This window comes from Xanthomonas sp. DAR 34887 (genome assembly GCF_041245805.1).
GTDB lineage: Bacteria > Pseudomonadota > Gammaproteobacteria > Xanthomonadales > Xanthomonadaceae > Xanthomonas_A > Xanthomonas_A tesorieronis.
Genome location: NZ_CP162490.1, coordinates 3,016,932 through 3,033,753 on the forward strand (window position 1 = coordinate 3,016,932; position 16,822 = coordinate 3,033,753).

At 69.6% G+C, this 16,822-nt stretch carries 16 protein-coding genes; 8 read left to right on the forward strand and 8 right to left on the reverse strand.

Features of this window, described 5'->3' with window-relative positions:
• Positions 1-84: 84 nt before the first annotated feature.
• Positions 85-339, reverse strand: coding sequence for a hypothetical protein (locus tag AB3X08_RS12660; RefSeq protein WP_369932963.1), 255 nt, complete (start codon positions 337-339; stop codon positions 85-87).
• A gap of 167 nt (positions 340-506) precedes the next feature.
• Between AB3X08_RS12660 and parE the strand changes: the two genes are divergently transcribed.
• Positions 507-2,396, forward strand: a complete 1,890-nt coding sequence (parE, locus tag AB3X08_RS12665) for a DNA topoisomerase IV subunit B (protein WP_369932964.1) — start codon at positions 507-509, stop codon at positions 2,394-2,396.
• Positions 2,397-2,655: 259 nt separating this feature from the next.
• Here parE and AB3X08_RS12670 read toward each other — a convergent pair whose 3' ends face one another.
• Positions 2,656-3,426 (reverse strand): CDP-diacylglycerol diphosphatase, encoded by a 771-nt coding sequence (locus AB3X08_RS12670; protein ID WP_369938525.1) that lies wholly within the window; start codon positions 3,424-3,426, stop codon positions 2,656-2,658.
• A 124-nt stretch (positions 3,427-3,550) separates the two neighbouring features.
• Between AB3X08_RS12670 and AB3X08_RS12675 the strand changes: the two genes are divergently transcribed.
• The gene (locus AB3X08_RS12675; protein ID WP_369932966.1) at positions 3,551-5,101 is read left to right on the forward strand and encodes a S10 family peptidase; all 1,551 of its coding nucleotides are present in this window, start codon (positions 3,551-3,553) and stop codon (positions 5,099-5,101) included.
• 117 nt (positions 5,102-5,218) lie between these two features.
• Here the strand turns inward: AB3X08_RS12675 and AB3X08_RS12680 are convergent, their stop codons facing one another.
• Both AB3X08_RS12680 and AB3X08_RS12685 read right to left on the reverse strand, forming a co-directional pair.
• On the reverse strand, positions 5,219-6,340 hold the full coding sequence (locus AB3X08_RS12680) for an inorganic phosphate transporter (RefSeq protein ID WP_369932968.1): 1,122 nt from the start codon (positions 6,338-6,340) through the stop codon (positions 5,219-5,221).
• 85 nt (positions 6,341-6,425) lie between these two features.
• Positions 6,426-7,052: a DUF47 domain-containing protein gene (locus AB3X08_RS12685; RefSeq protein WP_145700335.1), complete on the reverse strand. Its 627-nt coding sequence runs from the start codon at positions 7,050-7,052 to the stop codon at positions 6,426-6,428.
• Between the two features lie 249 nt (positions 7,053-7,301).
• Between AB3X08_RS12685 and AB3X08_RS12690 the strand changes: the two genes are divergently transcribed.
• Both AB3X08_RS12690 and AB3X08_RS12695 read left to right on the forward strand, forming a co-directional pair.
• Positions 7,302-8,645: a hemolysin family protein gene (locus AB3X08_RS12690; RefSeq protein WP_369932969.1), complete on the forward strand. Its 1,344-nt coding sequence runs from the start codon at positions 7,302-7,304 to the stop codon at positions 8,643-8,645.
• Positions 8,629-9,279, forward strand: coding sequence for an exopolysaccharide biosynthesis protein (locus AB3X08_RS12695; RefSeq protein WP_369932970.1), 651 nt, complete (start codon positions 8,629-8,631; stop codon positions 9,277-9,279). The genes AB3X08_RS12690 and AB3X08_RS12695 overlap by 17 nt, the downstream gene beginning before the upstream one ends.
• 60 nt (positions 9,280-9,339) lie before the next feature.
• On the opposite strand, the gene AB3X08_RS12700 is transcribed toward AB3X08_RS12695, so the two are convergent.
• Positions 9,340-9,504, reverse strand: coding sequence for a hypothetical protein (locus AB3X08_RS12700; protein WP_369932971.1), 165 nt, complete (start codon positions 9,502-9,504; stop codon positions 9,340-9,342).
• A gap of 231 nt (positions 9,505-9,735) precedes the next feature.
• Positions 9,736-10,731, reverse strand: a complete 996-nt coding sequence (locus AB3X08_RS12705; RefSeq protein WP_369932972.1) for an LLM class flavin-dependent oxidoreductase — start codon at positions 10,729-10,731, stop codon at positions 9,736-9,738.
• Between the two features lie 320 nt (positions 10,732-11,051).
• Between AB3X08_RS12705 and AB3X08_RS12710 the strand changes: the two genes are divergently transcribed.
• Positions 11,052-11,858 carry an SDR family oxidoreductase gene (locus AB3X08_RS12710; RefSeq protein WP_369932975.1) on the forward strand — a complete coding sequence of 269 codons (807 nt, stop codon included), beginning with the start codon at positions 11,052-11,054 and terminating at the stop codon, positions 11,856-11,858.
• Positions 11,859-12,121: 263 nt separating this feature from the next.
• Here AB3X08_RS12710 and AB3X08_RS12715 read toward each other — a convergent pair whose 3' ends face one another.
• Both AB3X08_RS12715 and AB3X08_RS12720 read right to left on the reverse strand, forming a co-directional pair.
• Entirely contained in the window at positions 12,122-12,898 is a 777-nt protein-coding gene (locus AB3X08_RS12715; RefSeq protein ID WP_369932978.1) for a sulfurtransferase, read from the reverse strand.
• A gap of 176 nt (positions 12,899-13,074) precedes the next feature.
• Entirely contained in the window at positions 13,075-13,440 is a 366-nt protein-coding gene (locus tag AB3X08_RS12720; protein WP_184414668.1) for a DUF6164 family protein, read from the reverse strand.
• Between the two features lie 65 nt (positions 13,441-13,505).
• Here AB3X08_RS12720 and AB3X08_RS12725 point away from each other — a divergent pair, with 65 nt between their 5' ends.
• The 3 genes from AB3X08_RS12725 (at position 13,506) to AB3X08_RS12735 (ending at position 16,794) form a co-directional block, all read left to right on the forward strand.
• Positions 13,506-13,949, forward strand: a complete 444-nt coding sequence (locus AB3X08_RS12725; RefSeq protein ID WP_369932979.1) for an FKBP-type peptidyl-prolyl cis-trans isomerase — start codon at positions 13,506-13,508, stop codon at positions 13,947-13,949.
• A 13-nt stretch (positions 13,950-13,962) separates the two neighbouring features.
• Positions 13,963-15,222 (forward strand): TIGR03862 family flavoprotein, encoded by a 1,260-nt coding sequence (locus AB3X08_RS12730; RefSeq protein ID WP_369932980.1) that lies wholly within the window; start codon positions 13,963-13,965, stop codon positions 15,220-15,222.
• 120 nt (positions 15,223-15,342) lie between these two features.
• Entirely contained in the window at positions 15,343-16,794 is a 1,452-nt protein-coding gene (locus AB3X08_RS12735) for a serine hydrolase domain-containing protein (RefSeq protein ID WP_369932981.1), read from the forward strand.
• Positions 16,795-16,822 lie beyond the last annotated feature (28 nt).

Sequence of the window (16,822 nt, forward strand, 5' to 3'; positions counted from 1 at the left end):
AAGCGCTTTCGGACCGATCGACTCCACAAAAAGCAGACGCCCCGGCACCAGCCGGGGCGTCGCAGGTTGAAACAGGGCGCGCGCTCAGGGCTTGCGCGCTTCCTCTTCTTCCTCTTTCTTCGGCGCCGCCGCATCCTTGCCGGCCTTGTGCTCGGCGGCCGCAGCGGCGCGGCGCTTGGCCTTGGCGTCGGCCTCGGCCTTCTCCTTCGCGACCTGCGCCTCGTAGGCGGCGGCGCCGGAGGTGGCCGGATCGGCGCTCTGCGCCTGGGCCATCGCGAACGGGACGGCCACCGCGGCGGCGACCAGCGCGGCCAGGGTCAACAGCTTGCGAACGTTCATGGCGTACTCCTGTGTAAGGCTGCAACGACTAATGGGGACGCCGCCGCGGATTTTCCAGTGCAAGGTTAGCGCACCGCCCCGGCACTGGCCCTGAACACCGGCGGCGTGCAAAAAGCCGCCGCACACCGCACACTTCCCGATCTGCTTCGCGCCACCTGTTGAGACGCATGAATACCCGCTACAACGCCGCCGACATCGAAGTTCTCTCTGGCCTGGACCCGGTCAAGCGCCGGCCGGGCATGTACACCGACACTGCCCGCCCCAACCATCTGGCGCAGGAAGTCATCGACAACGCCGTGGACGAGGCGCTGGCCGGCCACGCCCGGCACATCGAGGTGACCCTGTTCAAGGACGGCAGCTGCGAGGTGGCCGACGACGGCCGCGGCATGCCGGTGGACATCCATCCGGAGGAAAAGATCTCCGGCGTCGAACTGATCCTGACCCGGCTGCACGCCGGCGGCAAGTTCAGCGACCGCAACTACACCTTCAGCGGCGGCCTGCACGGCGTCGGCGTCAGCGTGGTCAATGCGCTGTCGAAGAAGGTGGAGCTGTTCATCAAGCGCGACGGCAACGAATACCGGATGGAATTCGGCGACGGCTTCCCCACTTCGAAGCTGGAGATCGTCGGCAGCGTCGGCAAGAAGAACACCGGCACCCGGCTGCGCTTCTGGGCCGATCCGAAGTATTTCGACACGCCCAAGTTCGCCGTGCGCGCGCTGCGCCACCTGCTGCGCGCCAAGGCGGTGCTGTGCCCCGGCCTGACCGTGAAGCTGCACGACGAGGCCACCGGCGAGCAGGACACCTGGTACTTCGAGGACGGCTTGCGCGACTACCTCAAGGGCGAGCTGGCCGACCGCGAGCTGCTGCCGGCCGACCTGTTCGTCGGCAACCTGAAGAAGGACCGCGAGATCGTCGATTGGGCAGTGGCCTGGGTCGCCGACGGCGAACTGGTGCAGGAAAGCTACGTCAACCTGATCCCGACCGCGCAGCACGGCACCCACGTCAACGGCCTGCGCAGCGGTTTCACCGACGCGTTGCGCGAATTCTGCGACTTCCGCAACCTGCTGCCGCGCGGCGTCAAGCTGGCGCCGGAAGACGTCTGGGACCGGGTCACCTTCGTGCTGTCGCTGAAGATGACCGATCCGCAGTTCAGCGGCCAGACCAAGGAACGCCTGTCCTCGCGCCAGGCCGCCGGCTTCATCGAAGGCGCCGCGCACGACGCCTTCAGCCTGTGGCTGAACCAGAATGTGGAAACCGGCACGCGCATCGCGCAGATCGCCATCGACCGCGCCAGCGCGCGGCTAAAGACCGAAAAGCAGATCACCCGCAAGAAGGTCACCTCCGGCCCGGCCCTGCCCGGCAAGCTGGCCGACTGCATCAGCCAGGACCTGTCGCGCACCGAACTGTTCCTGGTGGAAGGCGACTCGGCCGGCGGCAGCGCCAAGCAGGCGCGCGACAAGGACTTCCAGGCGATCCTGCCGCTGCGCGGCAAGATCCTCAACACCTGGGAAGTGGCCTCCGGCAGCGTGCTGGCCTCCGAGGAAGTGCACAACCTGGCGATCGCGATCGGCTGCGACCCGGGCAAGGAGGAGATCGACGGGCTGCGCTACGGCAAGGTGGTGATCCTGGCCGACGCCGATTCCGACGGCCTGCACATCGCCACCCTGCTCACCGCGCTGTTCCTGCGCCACTTTCCGGCGCTGGTGCGGGCCGGCCACGTGTTCGTGGCGATGCCGCCGCTGTTCCGCGTGGACGTGGGCAAGCAGGTGTTCTACGCGCTGGACGAGGAAGAGAAGCGCTCGCTGCTGGAGAAGATCGCGCGCGAGAAGCTCAAGGGCCAGATCAGCGTGACCCGCTTCAAGGGCCTGGGCGAAATGAACCCGCAGCAGCTGCGCGAATCCACCATCCATCCGGACACGCGGCGGCTGGTGCAGCTGACCATCGACGAAGGCGACGAGACCCGCTCGCTGATGGACATGCTGCTGGCCAAGAAGCGCGCCGGCGACCGCAAGCAGTGGCTGGAGACCAAGGGCGACCTGGCTTCGCTGGAGGTCTGAGGGGCCGGGATCGGGGAGTCGGGATTGGGGATTGGCCCAGCCGACGATTCCATGCATTGCGCGCGCCGCACTGGTGGCGGGCCTGCGGGTCGGCTGAAGCCGAGCCGTGCCGCCTGGGCGATCGGGTAGCGCGCCACGCGCCGACCGTGGCGGCAGATTCGGCAGTGGCGTCATGCAAGGCGGCCACTGCGATTGCGGTTGAGTTGCGGGCGCTGCGGCAGAGCGGCCCTCGTGCACGCGCTGCCGCGTGGGAAGGCGCTTAGCGCACGCCGGGCAGCACCTGTTCCGCGCCGGTCACCAGGCCGCAGGCATGGTCCTGCAGTTCCTCGCCGCTGGCGCGATTGCCGGTGGCGGGGTCGACGCGCGTCGCCAGCAACACGAACCCCGGCGCCGGATTGGCGTCCCCGACCACGACCAGCGAGTAGTCGCGCATCGTCTCGCCGGCCGGCAGTTGCTCGGCGAGCAGCCGCAGCGGATTGGCCGCCAGCGTCTCCCCGGGCACGCGCCGGGCCAGGTAGCGATGGCCAAGCAACGGCTGCGGCAACGGCCGCCACGCCGCGCCGATCTGCGCCTGCATCGCGTCCAGTTCGCGACGGATCTGCGGATGCAGGCAATCGACATGGATGTGCAACTGCTCCTGCGAACGGCCATGCGGGGAATTGAGCGCCAGCGACAGATACTGCCGCGGCAGCGGGCGGCCCAGCGCCCGTTCCACGAACCCACGCGCATCCCACGCGGCGGCGAAGTAATTGGGCGCATCCGGCTGCAGCGCGCGCGGGTCCTCGATGCCGGTGATGCGGTCCATCGGCAGCAGCAGGTACTGGAAATCGCCGTGATTGTCCTTGAACACCACCGAACGCAGCTGCGGCTGCGGCCACACCGCGACGCAGTCGGCCGCGCGCGGCTTGTCGGTCGCCAGGCAGTGCGTGGTGAGGATGCGCCATAGCGCATCGGGATCGGCCGCATGGCGCAGGCGCGGCACGCCCAGGAACACTGCAAGCAACAGCAGCAGCAACAGCACCAACGGCAGCAGGATTCTGAACCTCAAACGACGTCTCCGCAGCAGGCAGGGCGGGACATGATAGGGCCCGCCGCCGGCATCCGCGCCGACCATGCCTTTGTGCACATCCGCGCATGCCGCGCCGCGGCCTAGCATGCCGGCTTCCCTTCCGCCGAGCGCCCTCTCCGTGTCGAACCTGTCCAAGCCGCTGCTGGCGGCATTGTTGCTAGCCGTCCTGCCGATCTCCGCCGCGCTGGCTGCCGATGCCGAGGCCGCCGACAAGCCAGACAAAACCGACAAGGCCGACAGCGCCGAGCCGGCCAGGCCGGCCGCGTTGCCGGCCGATGCGAAGGTGCGCCAGGTCACGCACGTGGACGGCAAGTCGCTCAGCTACACCGCGACGGTCGGCACGCTGCCGGTGAAGGACGCGCAGGGCAAGACCGTCGCCGATGTGGTGTTCACCGCGTATACCGTGGACGGCAAGGACCGTCCGGTGACCTTCGCCTTGAACGGCGGCCCCGGCGCGGCGTCGGTGTACCTCAACCTGGGCGCGATCGGGCCGAAGGTGGTCACCTTCGGCAGCGAGGGCGACAGCGCCTCGGCGCCAGCGACGCTGCACGACAACCCCGGCACCTGGCTGGACTTCACCGACCTGGTGTTCATCGACCCGGTCGGCACCGGCTTCAGCCGTTCGCGGGTGCCCGACGAGCAGGCCAAGAAGCTGTTCTACAACCCGCAGGCCGACATCGAATACCTGTCGCGCACGATCTACGACTGGCTGCTGAAGAACCAGCGCCTGCCCTCGCGCAAGTACCTGGTCGGCGAGAGCTACGGCGGCTTCCGCGGGCCGCGCATCACCCATTACCTGCAGACCCAGCTGGGCGTGGCGATGAATGGCGTGGTGCTGGTCTCGCCGTACCTCAACCCGACCCTGGACGACAACGGCGACGTCTCGCCGCTGGCGTGGATGCTGACCCTGCCCTCGATCGCCGCCGCGCACCTGGAGCGCGAGCAGCGGCTGACCCCGGAGGCGATGCGGCAGGTGATCGACTACACCCGCGGCGACTACGTCACCGCGCTGCTGCGCGGGCGCTCGGACGCGGCCGGCAGCGAACGTATGATCCAGCAGGTGGCGGCGATGACCGGGCTGGACCCGGTGTACGTGCGCCGCGCCGGCGGCCGCCTGGAAACCCAGGCCTACCTGCGCGAAGTGTTCCGCGACAAGGGCCAGCTCGGTAGCCGCTACGATTCCAATGTCACCGCATTCGACCCGTTCCCGAACGCGCCCGAGCAGCGCGCCAACGATCCGCTGCTGGACAGCATCATCGCCCCGACCACCACCGCGATGGTCGATTTCGTGACCCGCGTGGTCGGCTGGAAGGTGGATGCGCGCTACCAGGCGCTGAACTACGACGTGAACAAGCTGTGGGACTGGAACGACGAACTGCGCAAGGGCTCGGTGACCGAGCTGCGCCAGGCGGTGGCGATCGACCCCAAGCTGCGGGTGCTGATCGTGCACGGCTGGAACGACCTGTCGTGCCCGTTCATGGGCTCGGTGCTGACCGTGGACCAGATGCCGGTGATGGGCAACGACCCGACGCGGGTACAGGTCAAGAACTATCCGGGCGGGCACATGTTCTACAACCGCCCCGACAGCCAGCGCGCGCTGCGCGGGGATGTGCTGGCGATGTATCGGGCCAACTAGCGGGGAGTGGGGAATCGGGAATGGGGAATCGCAAAAGCGGCTCCCCGCGCATCCGAAGGACAGTTGCCTTCGGCTTTTACGATTCCCGTTTCCCCATTCCCGTGTCCCGGCTTTACCTCACACCCAACCGAACAGCGCAAACAATCCGAAAATCAAATACGCCACGCCGGCTGCGGCCGGGATGGTCAGGATCCAGGCCCAGACGATGCGCTCGATCACGCCGAAGCGCAGCGAGCGCGGGTTCTTGGCGAAGCCCACGCCCATGATCGCGGTGGAGATGCTGTGGGTGGTGGACACCGGCATGCCAAAGTGCGCGGCCAGGGTCAGGATCGTCGCCGAGCTGGTTTCCGCGGCGAAGCCGTGGATCGGGTGCAGCTTGACCATCTTGTGGCCCAGCGTCTTGATGATCTTCCAGCCGCCCGAGGCGGTGCCGGCGGCCATCACCACCGCGCAGGTCAGCACGATCCAGGTGGCGATGCCCTGGCCCTGGCTGGCGTTCGGGTGCAGGAACGCCAGCCACGACGGCAGGTCGTCCAGCGCGCCGGTGCTCTGCGCGCCGATCAGGGTCATGGCGATGATGCCCATGGTCTTCTGCGCGTCGTTGTGGCCGTGCGCGTAGCCCATGTACGCGGCCGAGGCGATCTGCGCCTTGCCGAAGAAGGCGTTGACCCAGCGCGGCCGCGCCAGCCGCCCGATGCGGCCGCCGAGCTTCGCCATGCCGGCGATGATCGCCCACAGCAGCAGCATCACCGCGATGCCGAGCAGGAAGCCGGCGATCGGCGAGGTGATCATCGGCACGAACACCTTCCACAGCAGGCCCTTGTTCTTGGCCCAGTCGCCGACGTTCTGCGACCAGATCAGCGCGCCCCAGTTGTTGTGCGCCGCGGCCAGGCCGGCGCCGCACAGGCCGCCGATCAAGGCGTGCGAGGACGAGGACGGCAGGCCCTTCCACCAGGTGATCAGGTTCCAGACGATGCCGCCGAGCAGCGCGCACAGGATCACCTGCGGGGTGACCGTCACCACGTCGGTGTTGAGCAGGCCCGAGGCGATGGTCATCGCCACCGCGGTGCCGGTCAGCGCGCCGACCAGGTTCATGCCGGCGGCCAGGATCACCGCCCAGCCGGGGCTGAGCACCTTGGTCGCGACCACCGTGGCAATGGAATTGGCGGTGTCGTGGAAGCCGTTGATGAACTCGAACACCAGCGCGGCCAGGATCACGATCAGGACCAGCGTCAGCATCGTGCGCTCCTCGCCTCACCCATGGCGGCCGCGGCGGCGGGCATGGCGGCGCAGCCGCGCATGCAGCGGATCCGGAGCGTGCCCATTACGAATTCTTCAGCACGATCTGGTAGACCACCACGCCGGCCTCGCGGCAGCGGTCGATGGCCTTCTCCAGGATCTCGAAGAACTCCTTGAGCAGGAACATCTGCAGGTTGTCCAGGCGCCCGGAGTAGATGTCGCGGTACAGCTCCAGCATCAGCCGGTCGGCCTCGTTCTCCAGCGAGCGCAGCTTGTCGTTGAGCGCGCTCATCCGGTCCAGGTGCATGTTGTGCAGGTCGTGGACCATCTCCACCACCACCGCCGCGGCCTGTTCCAGCATCGCCGCGCGCGGCGCGAAGTCGATGTGCTCCAGGTGCTGCACCGCCAGCGAATAGCGGTCGGCGAACTTCTCCACCTGCTTGGGAATCTTGTACAGCGCCGAGCCCAGCGCCTCGATGTCCTCGCGCTCGATCGGGGTCATGAAGCTGTCGACCAGCGCCTGGCCGATCTTGTCGGCCGCCGCGCGTTCGCGCAGACGCGCCAGCTTGAAGGCGTCCAGCGCCGGCTGCCGGTCCGATTCGCGCATCATCGAATGCAGCGCCTTGGTGCTGTCGTAGGCGGCCTGCGCCGCCTCGTCGAGCAGGGTGTAGAACTGCTTGCCGGAACCGAAGATGGTCTGCAACGAGAACATGAAACGCAATCCCGCCGTCGCGGGAGGGACGGCACCGGGGCGGAATTATGACCGTTTGCTGACAAAACGGGGGAATCGGGCGACCGGCGGCACACGTCGGCGCCACGTGGACGCGTCCGCCACCCGGGTTTGCTACCATGCAGCCGCGCCGTTGCTAGGCGCACCCTATGGACGACCACCCTAGCCCCCCTCCCCCGCGCCGCGCCGGCGCCCATGTCCCCGCTTCCCTCGCCGCCAGGGAGCGCGCGCATGTTTGAACTGTTGATCGTGGTGGCCCTGGTGCTGCTGAACGGTTTCTTCGCGATGTCCGAGATGTCGCTGATGACCTCGCGCAAGAGCCGCCTGAAGCAGATGGCGCAATCCAGCACGCGCGCGGCCAAGGCGCTGGCGCTGGCCGAGAACCCGGAACACTTCCTGTCCACCGTGCAGATCGGCATCACCGCGATCAGCATCCTGACCGGCGTGTTCGGCGGCGAGGCCATCGGCGTGGCGATCGCGGCCAAGCTGCAGGCGCTGTTCCCGGCGCTGGCGGCCAACTTCACCCTGTTCGGCGATCCCCAGCCGTGGGCGGCGCTGATCGGCAAGACCCTGGCGATCGTGCTGATCACCTTCCTGACGCTGATCTTCGGCGAACTGGTGCCCAAGCGCCTGGCGCTGACCCGCTCAGAAGTCATCGCCGGCTTCGTCGCGGTGCCGATGGGCTGGCTGGCCTGGATCGCTGCGCCGTTCGTCTGGGTGCTGTCGCGCACGACCCGGCTGGTGCTGCGCCTGCTCGGCCTGGGCAACGAGCAATCGGCGTCGGTGACCGAAGAGGAGATCCGCATGCTGGTGGCCGAGAGCCACGAGGCCGGCGTGATCGACGCCCACGAGCGCGACATGATGAACCGGGTCATGCGCCTGGGCGACCGCACCGCCGACAGCCTGATGACGCCGCGCAACCGCATCGCCTGGCTCGACGCCAACGCCGAGGCCGAGCGCAATTTCCAGGTGATGCGCGAACACGAGTTCTCGCGCTATCCGGTCTACCGCGGCAGCGACCAGGACATCGCCGGCGTGCTGGAAGTGAAATCGCTGGTCACGCGCATGGACGGCAACGCCACCCAGCTGTTCCAGAGCCTGCGCGACACCCTGTTCGTCTCCGAATCCACCCACGCGATGAAGCTGCTGGAGATCTTCCGCGAGGAACAGCAGTCGATGGCGCTGGTGGTGGACGAGTACGGCGAGATCCAGGGCCTGGTCACCATCAGCGACCTGATGGGCGCGGTCGTCGGGCGCCTGCAGTCGGTGGACAACGCCGACGAGGACGCGCTGGTGGTGACCCGCGCCGACGGCTCGCTGCTGATCGACGGCTCGCTGGCGATCGAGGACCTGCGCGAGCTGCTCGGCGGCGCCGAACTGCCCAACGCCGAGGAAGGCGACTACAACACCCTGGCCGGCCTGTGCATCTACTACTTCGGCCGCATTCCGCACGCCGGCGAGTTCTTCGACTGGGCCGGCTGGCGCATTGAGATCGTCGACCTGGACGGCGCGCGCGTGGACAAGCTGCTGCTGAGCAAGCTGCAGGACGAGAACAGCGATGACATCACCGGGTGACGCACCCGACGCGGCGCCCGGCCACGGCTACAGCGCCGAAGGCATCCGCACCCTGCTCGACACCTTCCTGCTCGGCGATCCGGACGAGCCGTTGCGGCTGCGAACGATCCTGGCCGACCTGCAGCACAGCGCGTTCGGGATGTTCCTGTTCGTGGCGATCCTGCCGGCGTTCCTGCCGGTGCCGGGCCTGGCCGGCGGACTCAGCGGGCCGCTGGTGACGCTGATCGGCGCGCAGATGCTGATCGGCCTGCGCAAGCCCTGGCTGCCGCGCTTCATCGGCGAACGCGGACCGCGCCGGCGCACCATGCAGCGCTTCGTCGGACGCATCGCGCCGTGGCTGCGGCGGCTGGACAAGGTGCTCAAGCCGCGCCTGCCGGCGCTGGTCGAGACACTGCCGGCACGCGCGTTCAGCGGCCTGCTGCTGGTGGTGCTGGGGATCCTGCTGTCGCTGCCGATCCCGTTCACCAACTACGCGTTCGGCGCGATGCTGCTGTTGTTCTCGCTGGCCTTGCTGGAACGCGACGGCGGCCTGATGCTGGTGTCGTGGCTGGGCGGCATCGCGGTGGCGCTCGGCCTGGGCCTGGCCTCGGACCAGGTGGTGGACCTGAGCCGCGAGTGGATGCACAAGCTGTAGAACGAGGTTCGCGAAACCCTGCCGCGCGCGCCGCAGGCATGCTGCGCGCGCGGTGCAGCGCTAGTCCGCAGCCGGCGCCTCGGCGAACACCTGCCTGCGCAACGGCTGCGCCGCCATGGCGTCGCCCGGCGAGCGTTGCAGGCGTTGCAGTTGCAGCGCGAGTTGATGCAACACGGCTTCCAGGCCGCAGCCGCGCGCGGCTGGCGGCAGATATTCAGATTGCATGTAACGCCCCCTGTTTCGATCCGTGGATGCGTGGCGCCGAACGGCGCGATGCCGGTTCTGCCGCCACGTGCGCGCCAACCCTTGGCACGCCATCCGATCTGATTCCAGGCGCACGCAACGCCAAGTGAAAAAGCAGCGCCGTGGCGAACTTGTCTACGCCACGCGCCATTGCGGCACCGACTGCGTGCGCCGCGCACTTGGCGTGGCGACGCGCCAGGGTCCGGCCGGCGCCTACGCGGCCGCCGCCTGGGTCCAGGCCTCGGCGGCGATCGCGAACGAGCGCAGCCGCGCCGCGTGGTCGTGGATGTTGGCGGTCAGCAACAGCTCGTCGGGGCGATGGCGGGCGACGAACGCGGCCATGCCGCGCGCGACGTCGGCCGCATCGCCGAGCACGGTGCAGGCCAGCGCGCGCTCCACCCCGGCCTTCTCGTGCGGCTGCCAGAACGCCTCGATGTCGTCGATCGGCGGCGGGATCAGGCCGGGGCGGCCGCGGCGGAGATTGACGAAGCTCTGCTGCTGGGTGGTGAACAGCCGCCGCGCCGCGTCCGTGGACTCGGCGCCGACCACGTTCAACGCCAGCACCGCGTACGGATCGCGCAGCCGCGCCGAGGGGCGGAACTCGCACCGGTAGACCGCCAGCGCCTCGTCCATCGCATCCGGGGCGAAGTGCGAGGCGAACGCGAACGGCAGCCCCAGCGTGGCCGCCAGGCGCGCGCTGAACAGGCTGGAGCCGAGCAGCCACACCGGCACCTCGATGCCGGCGCCGGGCACCGCGCGCACCAGCTGGCCGGGTTCGGCCGGCTCGAAATAGCGCAGCAGTTCGGCGACGTCGTGCGGGAACTGGTCGGCGCTGTCGAAATAGCGGCGCAAGGCGCGCGCCGTGGCTTGGTCGGTGCCGGGCGCACGACCCAGGCCCAGGTCGATGCGCCCGGGATACAGCGAGGCCAGCGTGCCGAACTGCTCGGCCACCTGCAGCGGCGCATGGTTGGGCAGCATGATGCCGCCGGCGCCGACCCGGATCCGGCGCGTGCCGCCGGCCACATGCCCGATCAGTACCGCGGTGGCGGCGCTGGCGATGCCGGGCATGTTGTGGTGCTCGGCCAGCCAGTAGCGGTGATAGCCCCAGCGCTCGGCGTGCTGCGCCAGGTCCAGCATGTTGGCGAAGGCCTGGGTGGTGTCGCTGCCTTCGCAGACCGGGGCGAGATCGAGGATGGAGATGGGCATCATGGAGAGCGGGTTCCTGCAACGCGATGCAGTGGAGATGGGGACGGGCGGGCCGATTGCAGCGGTCGGGGCCGGAACGCTGATTTGCGGTGGCGGCGTGGCTGCGTCGGGTTCGCATGCGGACGTACCCTCACCCCAACCCCTCTCCCGGTGGGAGAGGGGCTTTACGCTTCCTTCTCCCCTCGGGAGAGGGTGCCCCGAAGGTGCGGATGAGGGAACGGGCGCCCGCTGTCTGTCGACACCCTTGCGCGGACGCAGGACAGCGACGCCGACTGCACGGCCGCCTGGCTACGCTGCACCCCCGCCCCACCCGGCCATCCGCCATGTCCCTGATCCCGCCGATCCCCGCCACGTCCGCCCTGCCGCTGCGCGACCGCGTGGTCCTGGTCACCGGCGGAGCGCAAGGGATCGGCCGCGGCGTGGTGCAGGCGGTGCTCGGTGCCGGCGGCCGGGTCGCGTTCGGCGATCTGGACGCCGAGGCCGGGCGCGCCTGCGTCGCCGAACTCGATGCCGGCGAGCGGCTGCTGTTCCGGCGCCTGGACGTGGCCGCCGAGGCCAGCGTGCGCCGTTTCGTCGACGCCGCGCTCGCGCAGTTCGGGAGCATCGACGGCCTGGTCAACAATGCCGGCGTCGCCGATCCGCACAGCGGCCCGCTGGAGCGCCTGGCGCTGCGTGAATGGAATCGGCGCCTGGGTGCGAGCCTAGGCGGCGCCTTCCTGTGCAGCAAGCACGCGCTGCCGTCATTGCGCGACAGCGCCGGCGGCGGCGCGATCGTCAATATCGCCTCGACCCGCGCCCGCCAGTCCGAACCCGACAGCGAAGCCTACGCGGCGGCCAAAGGCGGCCTGCTGGCCTTCACCCATGCGCTGGCGATCAGCGCCGGGCCGGCGGTGCGGGTCAACTGCATCAGCCCGGGCTGGATCGCCACCGATGCCTGGCGCAAGCCCAGCGCGCGGCGCAAGCCGGCGCTGTCGCGGCAGGACCATGCGCAGCATCCGGCCGGCCGGGTCGGTACGCCGCAGGATATCGGCGCGTTGGCGGTGTATCTGCTGTCGAACGAGGCCGGGTTCGTGACCGGCCAGGACTTCGTCGTCGATGGCGGGATGACGCGCAAGATGCAGTACGCCTGAGGGCGTTGGGATTGGGGAATCGGGATTGGGGATTCGTTGAAGCGGCTGTTGCCTCGCCTGAGGTGCCGAGTGCGCCATCGCGCCATTGGCTGGCTACTCTGGCGAACGCCGTGTGGCTCGGGCGCTTCCAAGCCAGATCTTTTTTCGGGATTCGTGTTTGGGGATTTGGGATTCGCTGGAGCGGGTTTTTTGAGGCTCCGAGGGGACACGGCGTGCAGCCCGCTTTTGCCAATCCCCAATCCCGACTCCCCAATCCCAGCGTTTCAGCCAATCCCCAATCCCGACTCCCCAATCCCCACCCCAGCGACATCCACCAGCGGCTGCAGCTGCGGGTCCAGCGCCACGCGTTCGTCGAACACGAAGCAGCGGCCGGCGTAGCCCTCGCCGCCTACTTCCTCGAAGTAGCCGAGGATGCCGCCGTCCAGCTGCAACACGTTGTCCATGCCGTCGGCGCGCATCCACAGTGCCGCCTTCTCGCAGCGGATGCCGCCGGTGCAGAAGCTGACCACGGTGGCGTCGGCCAGGTCGGCGCGATGCGGCGCCAGCGCATCGGGCAGTTCGGTGAACTTGACCATCGGCAGGGTCAGTGCGCCGGCGAAGGTGCCGTACTCCACTTCCTGGGCATTGCGCGTGTCCAGCAACACCACGCGCCGGCCGCTGTCGTCGTGGCCCTGGCGCAGCCAGCGCTGCAGCGTGGCCGGCGCCACCGCCGGGGCGCGTTCGGCGCCCAGCGGCGAGGCCGCGTCGCGGCGGAAGCTGATGATCTCCGGCTTGACCTTGGTCTTCAGCCGCGCGAACGGCTGCTGCGCGCTGAGGCTGGTCTTGACCCGCAGCGCGGCGAAGCGCGGGTCGGCGCGCAGCTGCGCATAGAAATCGTCGATCGCCTCCGGCGCCCCGGCCAGGAACAGATTGATGCCCTCGCCTGCGACCAGGATGGTGCCGCGCAGGGCGCCGGCCTGTGCCCGGTCCTGCAACTGCGCGGCAAGCGCGTCGGGATCGGCGATGGCGACAAAATGGTAGGCAGCGGTATTGGCAATCATCCGCGCATTTTAGCGTGCGGCGGCGGCCGGAGCCGCCACGCCGATGCGGCGGCGCGCGCGCGCAAGGCGCAGCGCGGACGGCCTATGTCGATCGAATCGCGCAGTACACGCGTTGCGGATCACCCATCGGCAGGCTACGCCGCCAGTCGCGCCGATTCCGAGCGCGCCTCCCAGTACTAGCCGCGCAACAGGAAGAACGGCAGCAGCACCAGCGAGGCGACCAGCAGCATGCCCAGCAGTGTCGCCAGCACGAACAGCGGGCGCCGCCGCAGCAGCGTGGCGAAGGTCTCGGCACTGCCGTCGCGCAGCGCCGCGGCCCGCTCGGCGCGGGCGCGTTCGCCGCGCTGCGCCTGATAGTCGGCCAGCAGCGCCTTGGCCCGCGCCTGCTCGGCGTCCTCGCGCAGCCACACGCCGCCGGCGGAAATGCCGAAGGTGCCGGGGCGGGTCTCGTAGTAGTCGATGCGCGCGGCATCGAGCAGCGCACGCACCTCGGCGAGTTCGTCCTCGGGCACGTGACGCAGGTTGAGCAGCAGTTTGGCCATGCGCCGATGATAGCCGCTGCGGCGATGCGCTACCCTTGCACGCCCTGTTCGCCATGGATGACCGTATGCGCCGTGTCCTGCTGCTGTTGAGCCTGTCGTTGCCGGTCTGGCTGTTGAGCGGTTGCACCCCGCCGGGTCCGCCGCCGGGCGGCAGCATCGCCGCGTTCCAGATGATCGACGAACAGGTCGGCAGCGGCGCCGAGGCGCGGCCCGGCAACCAGGTCACCGTGCACTACACCGGCTGGCTGTACGACGAGAAGGCCAAGGACCAGCGTGGCGAGAAGTTCGACGCCTCCGCCGACCACGGCCAGCCCTTCAGCTTCACCCTCGGCGGCGGCCAGGTGATCCGCGGCTGGGACGAAGGCGTGGCCGGCATGCGCGTGGGCGGCAAACGCAAACTGATGATCCCGGCCGACTACGGCTACGGCGCCAGCGGCGCCGGTGGGGTGATCCCGCCGAACGCCTCGCTGGTGTTCGAGGTGGAACTGCTCGACGTCAAGCCGCGTTGAGCCGCTGCCGCAGATGCCTGCCAGCAAGCTCGCCGCCGCGGTAGGCGGCCGCATCGCCATCGTCGGCGGCGGCCCGGCCGGGCTGATCGCCGCCGAGACCGCACGCGCCGCTGGCGCCGAGGTCGATGTCTACGAGGGCAAGGGCTCGGTCGGGCGCAAGTTTCTGATCGCCGGCAAGGGCGGACTCAACCTGACCCACTCCGATCCGTTTGCGCTGTTCGTGTCGCGCTACCGGGAGCGTGCCGCGCAGGTCGGCGAATGGCTGGCCGACTTCGACGCCGATGCGTTGCGCGCCTGGGCGCAGGCGCAGGGCGTGGAGACCTACGTCGGCAGTTCCGGTCGCGTGTTCCCGCTGGACCGCAAGGCCGCGCCGCTGCTGCGCGGCTGGGTGCGGCGGCTGAAGGAGGCCGGGGTGCGCTTCCACGTGCAGCATCGCTGGCAGGGCTGGGACAGCGACGGCGCGCTGCGCTTCGCCAGCGCCGACGGCGAACGCCTGGTCCAGGCCGATGCCTGCGTGCTGGCGCTGGGCGGCGGCAGCTGGCCGCAACTCGGCTCCGACGGCGCCTGGCAGGACACGCTGCGCGCGCGCGGCGTCGACCTCGCGCCGCTGCAGCCGGCCAACTGCGGCTTCGATATCGACTGGAGCGCGCATTTCCGCGAACGCCATGCCGGCGCGCCGCTGAAGCCGGTGATCGCGCATTGGCACGATGCGCAGGGCCGCGAGCACGCGCTGCAGGGCGAATGCGTGGTCGGCGAGCACGGCATCGAAGGCAGCCTGGTCTATGCGCTGTCGGCGGACCTGCGCGAGGCCATCGCCGCGCACGGGCCGAGCACGCTGTGGCTGGACCTGGCGCCGGGCCGCGACCTGGCGCGGCTGCGGGCCGAACTGGGCAAGCCGCGCGGCGGGCGCAGCTTCGGCGAACACCTGCGGCGCCAGGCCGGCATCGACGGGGTCAAGGCGGCGCTGCTGTTCGAGATGCTGGGCAAGCAGGCCGGCGACGATCCGGCGCGTGCGGCGGCGACGCTGAAACGGCTGCCGCTGACGCTGCTGCGCCCGCGCCCGCTGGCCGAGGCGATCAGCAGCGCCGGCGGCGTGCGCCTGGAAGCGCTGGACCCGGCGCTGATGCTGCGCGCCCTGCCCGGCACCTTCTGCGCCGGCGAAATGCTCGACTGGGAAGCGCCGACCGGCGGCTACCTGCTCAGCGCCTGCTTCGCCAGCGGCCTTCGCGCCGGGCGCGGCGCGGTGGCGTGGCTGCAGCGGACAACGGACTGAGCGGCTTCGGCAGCAGGGGACGCCGGAACGGCCAGTGACCTTCGGGCCTGTCGGCCGTGCCGCCGCGCGGCATATTCATGCAGCGAACGCCGCAATGGCGCCATCGACCTGGAGCGACACATGCGCCTGTGGACCCTTCTCGCCCTGGGCATGGTGAGCGGCAACATCGCCGGCGCCACGCCGCCGACGTCCTCCGTGCAGATGCGGCAGGTGGAAACCGGCCTGTTGCCGGCCGTCGTGGTGCAGGATCGCGACGCCACGACGCTGTCGCTGCGCGCGCAAATGGATGCCTTGCACGTGCCGGGCGTGGCGATCGCGGTGATCCGGCACGGCCGCGTGGACTGGGCCAAGGGGTACGGCGTCACCGCCGCCGACGGCACGCCGGTCGACGCCAGGACCCTGTTCCAGGCCGGTTCGGTGAGCAAGCCGGTCGCGGCGATGGCGGCCTTGGCGCTGGTCCAACGCAAGCGCCTGGCATTGGATACGCCGGTCAATACGCTGCTGAAGACCTGGAAGCTGCCCGACTCCGCCTATACCCGCGACCGCCCGGTCACGCTGCGGCAGTTGCTGTCGCACAGTGCCGGCACCAGCGTGCACGGCTTCGACGGCTATGCGCGAGGTGCGGCGCTCCCGACCCTGCGGCAGGTCCTCGACGGCCAGGCGCCGGCCAACTCGGCGCCGGTGGTGGTGGATGCGCCGGTCGGCGAACGCTACCGCTATTCGGGGGGCGGCTACACGGTCATGCAGCAGTTGCTGGTCGACGTCGGCGGCAAGCCGTTCCCCGAGCTGCTGCGCGACAGCGTGCTGGCGCCGCTGCGGATGGATGCCAGCAGTTACATGCAACCCTTGCCGGCGTCCTTGCTGGCCAAGGCGGCGCAACCGCACGACGCCGCCGGCCGGCCCATCGCAGGCGGCGCGCATGTCTATCCGGAACTGGCCGCCGCGGGGCTGTGGACCAATGCCGAGGACCTGGCGCGCTATGCCATGGAGCTGTGCGCGGCCAGCGCCGGGCGCGGCCGGGTGCTGTCGGCGGCCAGCGTGCGCGACATGCTGACCCCGGTGCACGGCGATTACGGGCTTGGACTGCAGATCGGCGGGCAAGATGCGCGCCGCTACGCCTATCACGATGGTTCCAACGCCGGCTACAAGGCCACCATGGTCGTCTATCCCGACCGCTGCGACGGCGCGGTAGTGCTGAGCAATGGCGACCAAGGCTACCAATTGGGACTGGAAATCGTCCGTGCCGTCGCCGCGGCCTACGACTGGCCGGACTTCCGCCCGATCCAGCGCCGCGCCGCCAGCGTGGACATCGCCGCGTTGCGCCGTTTCGCCGGCAGCTTCGCCATTCCCGAGCTGGGCACGTTCGAGATCCGCGAAGCGGCGCACGGGCTGCAGGTCGAGCTGCGCAAGGACCAGGTGTACCCGCTGATCCCAGCCTCGCAGCACACGTTCTTCCTCAACGCGCAGGACATCGTGATCCGCTTCGAGGCCGACCAGGCGGACCAGGGTACGATCGACGCCGGCAGCTTCCATGCGCCGTTCCGCCGCGTGCCGGCCGACACCGCGCGCTGACGCGCCTGGCGGAGAAAGCGGCGACCGC